Source organism: Brachyspira suanatina, from assembly GCF_001049755.1.
GTDB lineage: Bacteria > Spirochaetota > Brachyspiria > Brachyspirales > Brachyspiraceae > Brachyspira > Brachyspira suanatina.
In genome coordinates this window covers 1,308,873-1,318,351 of sequence record NZ_CVLB01000001.1, presented here as the reverse complement: position 1 = coordinate 1,318,351, position 9,479 = coordinate 1,308,873, and the positions used below count along the sequence as shown (strand labels likewise).

Annotated in this window: 8 protein-coding genes; 6 read left to right on the top strand and 2 right to left on the bottom strand. The window is 27.5% G+C overall.

Features of this window, described 5'->3' with window-relative positions:
• The first annotated feature begins 18 nt into the window (after positions 1-18).
• From BRSU_RS05750 to mltG, 3 genes are all read left to right on the top strand, one after another.
• Complete coding sequence (locus tag BRSU_RS05750) at positions 19-2,082, top strand: PDDEXK family nuclease (RefSeq protein ID WP_048594322.1); 2,064 nt, start codon at positions 19-21, stop codon at positions 2,080-2,082.
• A 27-nt stretch (positions 2,083-2,109) separates the two neighbouring features.
• Positions 2,110-3,360: a histidine--tRNA ligase gene (gene hisS, locus BRSU_RS05745; RefSeq protein WP_048594321.1), complete on the top strand. Its 1,251-nt coding sequence runs from the start codon at positions 2,110-2,112 to the stop codon at positions 3,358-3,360.
• Positions 3,361-3,438: 78 nt separating this feature from the next.
• Positions 3,439-4,446, top strand: coding sequence for an endolytic transglycosylase MltG (mltG, locus tag BRSU_RS05740; RefSeq protein WP_048594320.1), 1,008 nt, complete (start codon positions 3,439-3,441; stop codon positions 4,444-4,446).
• A gap of 82 nt (positions 4,447-4,528) precedes the next feature.
• On the opposite strand, the gene trpS is transcribed toward mltG, so the two are convergent.
• Together trpS and BRSU_RS05730 are read right to left on the bottom strand one after the other, a co-directional pair.
• Positions 4,529-5,527: a tryptophan--tRNA ligase gene (gene trpS, locus BRSU_RS05735; RefSeq protein ID WP_048594319.1), complete on the bottom strand. Its 999-nt coding sequence runs from the start codon at positions 5,525-5,527 to the stop codon at positions 4,529-4,531.
• A gap of 236 nt (positions 5,528-5,763) precedes the next feature.
• Positions 5,764-6,753, bottom strand: a complete 990-nt coding sequence (locus BRSU_RS05730) for a PSP1 domain-containing protein (RefSeq protein WP_048594318.1) — start codon at positions 6,751-6,753, stop codon at positions 5,764-5,766.
• Between the two features lie 194 nt (positions 6,754-6,947).
• Between BRSU_RS05730 and BRSU_RS05725 the strand changes: the two genes are divergently transcribed.
• The 3 genes from BRSU_RS05725 (at position 6,948) to mnmH (ending at position 9,461) form a co-directional block, all read left to right on the top strand.
• Positions 6,948-7,556 carry a hypothetical protein gene (locus BRSU_RS05725; protein ID WP_048594317.1) on the top strand — a complete coding sequence of 203 codons (609 nt, stop codon included), beginning with the start codon at positions 6,948-6,950 and terminating at the stop codon, positions 7,554-7,556.
• A 141-nt stretch (positions 7,557-7,697) separates the two neighbouring features.
• A complete protein-coding gene (trhA, locus tag BRSU_RS05720; protein WP_048594316.1) occupies positions 7,698-8,372 on the top strand; it encodes a PAQR family membrane homeostasis protein TrhA in 675 nt (224 codons plus the stop codon).
• A gap of 60 nt (positions 8,373-8,432) precedes the next feature.
• Positions 8,433-9,461: a tRNA 2-selenouridine(34) synthase MnmH gene (gene mnmH / locus BRSU_RS05715; RefSeq protein ID WP_048594315.1), complete on the top strand. Its 1,029-nt coding sequence runs from the start codon at positions 8,433-8,435 to the stop codon at positions 9,459-9,461.
• Positions 9,462-9,479: the final 18 nt, after the last annotated feature.

The following is a 9,479-nucleotide window of genomic DNA, read 5'->3' as shown; positions in this document are numbered from 1 at the left end:
AAATATTCGGAGATAACAATGAAAAAAGTTATTGCATTTATATTGCTACTATATTTCCCATTATTTTCTCAAAATAGTATGACATTTCCAGATTATATAGAAGATTTGCAAAATAAATCTCCTAAAAAATCTATAGATTGGTTTAAGAAAAATTCATATTCTGATGAATATGGTGTAAATGAGTATGTATTTGATTTTTATAGAGGTGTAAGCAGATATCTATCATTTGTAAAATTTGGAAGTGCAAGAACAGAAGTTAATAGGGCCGCTAGTGATTTCAGAAAGGCTTTAGAGCTTCCTAATGACCCTGTATATTCTTACAATGATAGAGCCTTCCTATATTTGGGAGGAATACTTACAATATTACCTGGAGACAAAGAATTACCTGCTAGGATATTTAAATACTATGCTGATAATTGTAAAACTTCAAACCCTAACTATCCTACAGCAATATATTGGAGTATGTATTTAAGTTATATTACGCCTATGGTTTATGAAAGTTATTATGAAACTTTGAATATACTATCTAAAAATCCTAACAATAAAATATATGATTATTTTTCAGGCGAGAATAAACCTATAAATGAAATGATGAAAAAATTACAATCTCCTGAAAATATGACTCAGAAAGTTTATGAATGGACTACATCTAATATGGATGTTTATACATTAATAAAAAATTCAATTCCTATACTTCCAGAAGAAGAAGGACTTCCTGTATTTACAGCGCAAAAATTTAATACTTTTGAAAGATATTCTCCTACTAAGAAAATTGATGAAATAGAGAAAGAAATAGAAAAAAATGAAGATGCTGAAGAAGATTTAGTAAAAACAGAGATAGCTCCAGAGGAAAAAGAAGAATTAGATGAGCTTCAGAATATAGCTAAAAGGGAAAAAACTCCTGAAAATGCTTCAAATAGAAAAATTCCTTCTATAGAAAAGGAAATAGTTGATGAAATAGTTATAGATGATCCTAAAACTATCGAATATAAAACTAATATTTTAAGAGGAACAAAAGATCAAAAGGATATTCCTGAACCTACAAATATAGAAACTGAAACTTTATATCCATTAACAATATTGATAGATAAAAACCCTAATAATGGTCCTATAGGTGTAGATATAGAAGATTATTCATTTAATACTGAAGTTTCTACAAATTTTGTTATAGAGGTTTCTGAAGGAATGTATGAAGCTTATATATCTTTTGGAGATAAACTGTATACTAATGCAGTAAAAGTAGAAAAAGATAAATACAATCTATTCTCTATAATAATAAAAGATCATACTAGTACTACTACAAATGATATAGATAGCTTAAAAGAAGAGATAAAAGAAGAATTAATTGATGGATATGGAGAAAAAGAAGAAGAAGTAGTAAAAGAAGAAAAGGAAGAAGATGTTTCAGTTACAGTAGGAAAAGAAAATACACCTGTTAATAGATATGATGGAAATGCTGAAAACACAAGAAATATAATAAGAGATGTACTATCAAGACCTGCAAAAGTAGCAACAGAATGGTTTAATACAAACCCTTATAATGAATATATGGGAATATCCGTAGAAGAATATACATATTATAGAGGAGTTGCCTATTATTCAAGATTCTTAAATGAAGGAAGAAGATCAGCAGAATTTGCTGCTCAGGCTAAATCAGATTTAACATTTGCTTATAATAAAAAAGATAATTCTAATCTTTTAATGAGAACAAGACTTTATTTAGGTGCTGTAAATCTATTTGCTTATAATAATTTATATGAAGCAGATAAGATGTTTGCTGAAGTAGGTTCTTCTTTAACTGAAGATCATAGATATTATCCTACTGTTCTTTATTGGAGAAACAGAATAGGTGTAGCAGATGCAGCTCAATTAGAGGAATTTTCAAAAATACTTTCATCTAAAGCAGGAAATACTCAAATATTAGATTATTCCTCTACAATGTTTAAAGATTTATCAGCTATGCCTTCTTATGAAGATAAAATAATAGGAATCAGAGCTGTAAAAAACTCAAAACCTATATATGAGCCTCCAAAGAGTACATCTAAGGCTGGAAGCAGCAAAACTCAGGAAGTTTTAAATTAAAAAAATAAATAATTAGGACTAGTAAATATGTTAGATATAAAAAAACCTAGAGGTACAAACGATTTTTTCTATGATTCTTCTAAAAGACTCGAATATATAGAAAATAAAATAAAAAACATAGTAAAACTTTACGGATATGGCAGAATAAGAACACCTTTATTCGAATATACAGATCTTTTCACAAGAGGAATAGGAGAGGGTACTGATATTGTAGGAAAAGAGATGTTTACCTTTGAAGATAGAGGCGGAAGATCTCTTACTTTAAGACCCGAAGGGACTGCTTCTGTGGCTCGTGCTTATGTTGAAAACTCTATGCAAAATGAGTTTGCTATAAATAAGTTATTTTATTTAGGTACTATGTATAGGGCAGAACGTCCTCAAAAAGGAAGATACAGAGAATTTAATCAGTTCGGAGTTGAATGCATAGGAAATTCTTCTCCTTTAATAGATGCTGAAATAATACTTCTAAATATAAATGTATTAAAAGAATTTGGTATTGATAATGTTAATCTTCTAATAAATACAGTAGGATGTTCTAAATGTAAGCCTTCTTATAATAATGCTTTGAAAGAGGCTATTGGAACCAAAAAAGAACAACTTTGCGAAACTTGTCAGAAAAGATATGAAGGCAATATTTTAAGAATATTAGACTGCAAAAATGAAAAATGCAAAGAAACAATAAAAGATATACCAAAATTCTATGATTATGTATGTGATGAATGTAAAGAACATTTTGACAAATTATGTGAAGAGCTTACAAGAGTAGGACAGAAATTCACTGTTGATCCTATGCTTGTTAGGGGATTAGATTATTATACAAAAACCGCTTTTGAAGTTCAGACAAATGCTTTGGGAGCTCAAAGTGCCATACTTGGAGGCGGAAGATATGATAATTTGATCGGAATTTTCAATAATGGAAAAGATGTTCCGGCTGTTGGAAGTGCTATGGGTATTGAAAGACTTCTTCTTGTGCTAGAAAATCAGAATAATATCATAACCGACAGACTTGATGCTTATATCGTGGCATTTAAAGAAACTGAAAACGAGGTTTTAAAAATCATGCAGACTTTGAGAGCCAATAATATAAGCTGCGATTATGATTTTGCTGTGAAATCTATTAAAAGTCAATTCAAATCTGCTAACAAAAGAAATGCAAAATATGCTGTTGTGCTTGGAGAAGATGAATTCAAAAGAGGCATGTGCAAATTAAAAAATATGGATAGCGGCGAAGAAAAAGAAATATCTATAAATGATATACATAACAATATAGAAAAATAATTATGTCAAAAATTATTACATATTGTATTATCATTTGTTTTATCTAAAAACAATTACATAATAGAAAATGAGAAAATTATGAAAAAATTATTTATTATATTAATTATACTTGTTGCTATAGTATCCGCTTCATCTGTGGCATTAATTCAGTATATGATTAGTCCTATTAGCAAAGATAGTGAAAAAGTGTACTTTGAAATAAAACAGGGCGAAGGTGCTTCAACTATAGCTAATAAATTGGAATTGCAGGGACTTATTAGAAATTCTAAAGTCTTCCTATTATTTGCTAAATATCTTAAATATGACAGAAAACTTTTAAGCGGCTATTATGAAGTTAGCAGAAATATGAACATGATAGACATCATGAAGCATCTTAATAGCGGAAAACAGGCTATGGTAAGACTTACTATTGCTGAAGGAAAAAATATTTATGAAATAGGAACTTATTTAGAATCTCAAGGCTTTACCACTAAAAAAGAGTTTTTGGAAGTTTGCCATGATAAAGAGATATTAAAAAAATATAATATCCCTTCTGATAGCGTTGAAGGTTATATATTTCCTTCTACTTACTATATAGTTAAAGGAAATCCGACTAAAGTATTAGTTATGCATATGATAGACTCACTTTTTAAGCAATTTCCTGATTTAGATGAAAGAGCTAAGAAAATGGGAAGAAATGTTCATGAAATACTTACTATGGCTTCAATAGTAGAAAAAGAAATGGGACCTCTTGATGATCCAAGATTAATTTCATCTGCTTATTATAATCGTTTGAAAATAGATAAAAGATTGGAAGCTGACCCTACAACAATATATGCTATGACCTTGGTAAAAGGTGATTATATAGAAAAGCCAAATCTTAAATATGCTGATTTGAGAATGGAACACCCTTATAATACATACAAAAATACAGGACTTCCTCCTGGTCCTATATGTTCATCTGGTGCTAAAGCTATAGAAGCGGCATTGGATCCTGCAGATACTGATTATATTTTCTTTGTAGCAGACGGAACAGGAAAACATGCATTTTCTGTTACTTATGAAGAACATGTGGAAAATATTAACAGATATATTTTCAAAAAATAATTTTAATTACAATTATATAATACAAAAAATTAATAATTAAGTTTATAAAAAAGGGGGCTTCATATAAGCCCCTATTTTTTACTTACTTTCTTTTATTATCAACTAAACCCATTAAATTTCTTACTTCATACAATGTTTTTTCAGCTACTTCAGAAGCGTTTTTTGCTCCTTCTTTTAGTACATCATAAACATAATCTTTATCATTAGAGTACTTATTTATATTTTCTCTTATAGGTGCTAATTCATTATTAATATTTTTAGCAAGCATTCTCTTACATTGTACGCATCCTATAGAAGCATTTTTACATCCCTCACAAACTTCTTTCTGCTCATCTTCGCTTGAAAATATTTTATGATAGCTATAAACATTACATATATCAGGATTACCCGGATCAGTTTTAAGTTTTCTGTTAGTATCAGTCATTGCTTTCTGCATTATTAATTTTTCTGTTTCTTCTGCAGTTAAAGATAATGCTATATGGTTATTCAAAGACTTACTCATTTTATTTTGTCCGTCTAGTCCCAATATTCTCAACACTTTTCCATGATAAGTATCCGGTTCTTTGAAATATTCACCATATCTATTATTAAACTTTCTTACTATCATTCTTGTAAGCTCTACATGCTGTTCCTGATCTTCTCCAACAGGTACTATATCAGGATGATAAAGCAAAATATCTGCAGCCATTAAAGAAGGGTAGGTTAGAAGTGCTGCATTAATATTTTCAACATTCTTTCTTGATTTATCTTTATACTGAGTCATTCTTTCAAGCTCAGCTACAGGTATAATAGAATTAAATATCCAAGCTAATTCGGTATGTGCTCTTACATCTGACTGAACAAATATAGAACATTTATTAGGATCAAGACCGCATGCCAAATATTCAACAGCTGCATCCATTATTCTTTTTTGCATTTGAGAAACATCATACTCAACAGTTATAGCATGATAATCAACAATACAAAAAAATCCATAATAATCATTAAGTATATCAGCCCAATTCTTCAAAGCTCCAAGATAATTCCCAATATGAAGAGAACCAGTCGGCTGTATTCCGCTTAACATAATTTTTTTAGACATATTTTCAGCTCCATTTAATTTTTTTATTATTGCTATGTTCCCTAGCTTAGCTACCTACTTGGTCGCCCAAAGGTTTGACTTAATAAATTAACTCACACCCCTGTGTACCTTCGGTAATGACTTCATATAACTTTTATATACCTAACTAATGACAAAACCTAATTAATAAATTAAGTTATATCATTAGTTACTAGCTTTTTTATTATTCATAATAAAATTCTAAATACTATAATATTTTATTCTGCTTTAATATTAGCTATTAAAAAACCGTCCTCATTTGTTTTTAAATCGCTTACACTAATATATATAAGTCTTTTATCTTCTGTTTCTATTAATAATTTTTTATTTAAAGGGTTCAATTCTTTTATAACAGCCGGTACATTGTTAAATACTAATTTAGTACCAACTTTAGGCAAATCTTTTTTAAGAGCACAATAAGCCTTATATTCATGAGCTAAACAGCACATAAGCCTTCCGCATTGTCCTGATATTTTCATTGTGTTTAAAAGCATGCCTTGTTCTTTTGCCATTTTTATAGTTATAGTTTCAAATTTACCCTTTATCACTTTACAGCATAATTCTCTTCCGCATATTCCGCATCCGCCTATGGATCTAGCCTCATCTCTTACACCTATCTGTCTTAATTCTATTCTAGTTTTGAAATGTGCTGCTAAATCCTTAACTAACTCTCTAAAGTCTATTCTCTCCTCAGCTATAAATTCAAATAAAAGTTTAGCTCTATCCAAAAAATAGTAAGAACTTATTAATTTTAAATCTAAATTATGATTATTTACCTTTTCCTTACATATTTTAAATGCTTCAGCTGCATCTTCCATATTAATTTTATATTGCTCTAAATCTTTTTCATCTGCTATTCTTACAATATTAAATATTTTATTCTTATTATTTTTAGTTTTTATATTATTATTTTCCTCTTCAACAGCAATATCTTTTAATTCTTCAGATATTTCCTCTTCATTAATAGCTTCATTATCATCTTGTATATCTTCATTATTTTCTGATGCATTATCAGAGTTTACATTATTATTATCTTCTTCCAATAAATCTACATCTATATCTTCAAAATTAAGCACATAACCTATTTCTATACCTTCATCTGTTTCTATAACACAAGCATCTTTTATTTTAATATTTTCTATATGTAAATGTTCAAATTTTCCAATATTAGATCCCCTGAACTTTATATGAGCTATATTCTTTATCATTATATATTCTCCGCTAATTACTGATAAATTATAATATTTAAAGTTACTATATTTTATTTTTAAGTTGATATTATTGCAAGTATTATTTTAATAAATAATATAAAAATATCTATTATTAAATTATAAAATTAGTTGATAAATATTTCATATAGTATATGATATAATATCTTAATAATATAATATTTGCAGTCATTATGAAATTATTTTTATTGTTTCCATTATTTTTTTTTATGCTGTCATGTTTAACTGCACCAGAAATTTATTTAAATAAGAATGTAGTATATTGGAAGGAATATGTAGCAAATAAATCATCATCTGACATCTATCAAAATATTTACAGATTTGATAAGAATGCTGACATGGATTTTATTGTATATGGTTACAAATCCAAAATAAAATATAAATTATTTTTAATGAAAGAACCAAATGAGGCATTTTATTATAAAAATGTTACATTAAAAAGTTATATTATAGAAAGTCTGCCATCACTTAATTTATATGAGGATGCTTTAAAAAATAATGATAATTCTAGATTATATATTAATGAATATTTTAATAAAACATTCTCTAACAAAAGTATATATTTGCCTATAGGTTTCTCATTCAAAGATAATAATTTATATATAGCCAAAAAATATGGAAGAGATTATACAGATAGATTATCACATTGGCTTAGAAAAAATGGATATGGTATGGGTAAAGAATGGATACCAGCTATAAATGTAGATTGGAATTCATATCCTATACCTATGGAACATGAAATTGATTGGAATGATTTAGAAATTATAGGAAAATTATTCTAATATATGTATTAAATGTATTTTTAATTTCGTTATATAGTTATAATATGCTACTAATAATATAATAATATAGTTATTTTTTTCCATTTATATTTTTTATTTATGAATTAAAATTATAAATATATAAATGTGGGAGATTAAGAAATGGAGAAAAGTGCTTTTTATATTGACATACAAAATAGATATCATAAATCAAAAAAAATAGGGGAGCTATACTCAGCAATATCTCATGGCATAGGTGCTTTACTTGGCATTGCTGGTCTTGTTCTTATGCTCGTAAAGACAAAGGTTAATCCAATACCTATAATTATTTATTGTGTTGGTATAATATTTTTATATACATTCAGCTCTCTATATCATTTCTTTCCTGATGGTAAGCTTAAACAGTTATTTAGAAAATTTGATCATATAGGAATATATGTATTTATAGCTGCAACTTATACTCCAGTTTGTATATTTTCTCTTCCTAGAAATGTTGGCATATTGATATTATCTGTTATATGGTCTTGTGCTTTAATAGGAATATTGTCAAATACAGTGATAAAATACAAAAATATTGTTCTAAGACTTGTTTTATATATATTAATGGGATGGATAATCATATTTGCATTCAAACCTTTAATGAATAGATTTGATATTTTGCATTTAAATTGGCTTATATGGGGCGGAATATTCTATACTATAGGAGCATTCTTATATGCTTTAGGTAAAAAATGCAATGATAAAACTAAGCAATTTACTCATGATATTTTCCATATATTTGTTTTGATGGGTTCTTTTGCTCATTATTGGTTTTTATATAGTTATGTTATAAATTAAATCTCTTTACTTTTTTAATTTTTTCTATATTATATTTGGATAATAATATAAGAGGTTATTATGGTTAAACTTATTGATATAGAAGAATTTTTGAAATTAGCAAATTATGATGAATTACCTATAATAGATGTACGCTCTCCAATAGAATATAATCATGCTCATATTCCAAATGCTCACAATGTATATTTATTTAATGATGAAGAAAGAAAAGATGTAGGCACTATATACAAACAAATAGGAAGAAAAGAGGCTATATTAAAGGGATTAGAATATGTATCCGTTAGAATGACCGATATATTAAAATCCATTGATGAAATAGCCAATAAATATAATTCTACTAATAAAATACTTATGCATTGTTTTAGAGGAGGAATGCGCAGTGAATCCACTGCTTGGCTTTGTTCAAGTTATGGATATAATGTTTATATGCTAAAAGGCGGATATAAAAGATATAGAAACTATGTACTAGATTCATTTGAAAGGGATTATAAAATATATTTGCTTACAGGAAGAACAGGAAGCGGAAAAACCTTGATATTGAATAAATTAAAATCTATAGGATATAATGTAATAGATTTAGAAAAAATAGCAAAACATAAAGGGTCTGCTTTTGGATGGATAAATGAAGGAGAACAGCCATCTCAGGAACAATTTGAGAATAATCTTTCATACGAACTGTTAAAATATGATATCAATTCCACACTTTGGTTTGAAGATGAAAGTCTGCTTATAGGAAGAAGAGCGATACCAAAATCTTTATTCAATAAAATGAGAGAAGCTCAAAAAATCATATATTTAGATATACCAAAAGAATGCAGGGCAGAATATATTGTTAATACTTATGGAAAATATAATATTAATGATTTAAAAGAATCTATTCTAAAGATAAAAAAACGTTTGGGCGGAGAAAGATTAAAAGAATCCTTAGAATTGCTTGATAATGGAAATATATATGAATGCGTACTTAATATGCTTTACTATTATGATAAGGCATACAAACTTAGTATAAACGAAAATAAATTAGTATCAATAAAATGTGAGGATAATAATTTTGATAATATAGTAGAATCTATTATTAAAGCTATATAAGATTAATTGTTAAACTAA

Excerpts from the sequence above, each read along its gene's own strand:
- trhA (WP_048594316.1), top strand. The coding sequence starts at position 7,698 with ATGGAGAAAAGTGCTTTTTATATTGACATACAAAATAGATATCATAAA.
- mnmH (WP_048594315.1), top strand. The coding sequence starts at position 8,433 with ATGGTTAAACTTATTGATATAGAAGAATTTTTGAAATTAGCAAATTAT.
- hisS (WP_048594321.1), top strand. The coding sequence starts at position 2,110 with ATGTTAGATATAAAAAAACCTAGAGGTACAAACGATTTTTTCTATGAT.
- trpS (WP_048594319.1), bottom strand. The coding sequence starts at position 5,527 with ATGTCTAAAAAAATTATGTTAAGCGGAATACAGCCGACTGGTTCTCTT.
- BRSU_RS05730 (WP_048594318.1), bottom strand. The coding sequence starts at position 6,753 with ATGATAAAGAATATAGCTCATATAAAGTTCAGGGGATCTAATATTGGA.
- BRSU_RS05725 (WP_048594317.1), top strand. The coding sequence starts at position 6,948 with ATGAAATTATTTTTATTGTTTCCATTATTTTTTTTTATGCTGTCATGT.
- BRSU_RS05750 (WP_048594322.1), top strand. The coding sequence starts at position 19 with ATGAAAAAAGTTATTGCATTTATATTGCTACTATATTTCCCATTATTT.
- mltG (WP_048594320.1), top strand. The coding sequence starts at position 3,439 with ATGAAAAAATTATTTATTATATTAATTATACTTGTTGCTATAGTATCC.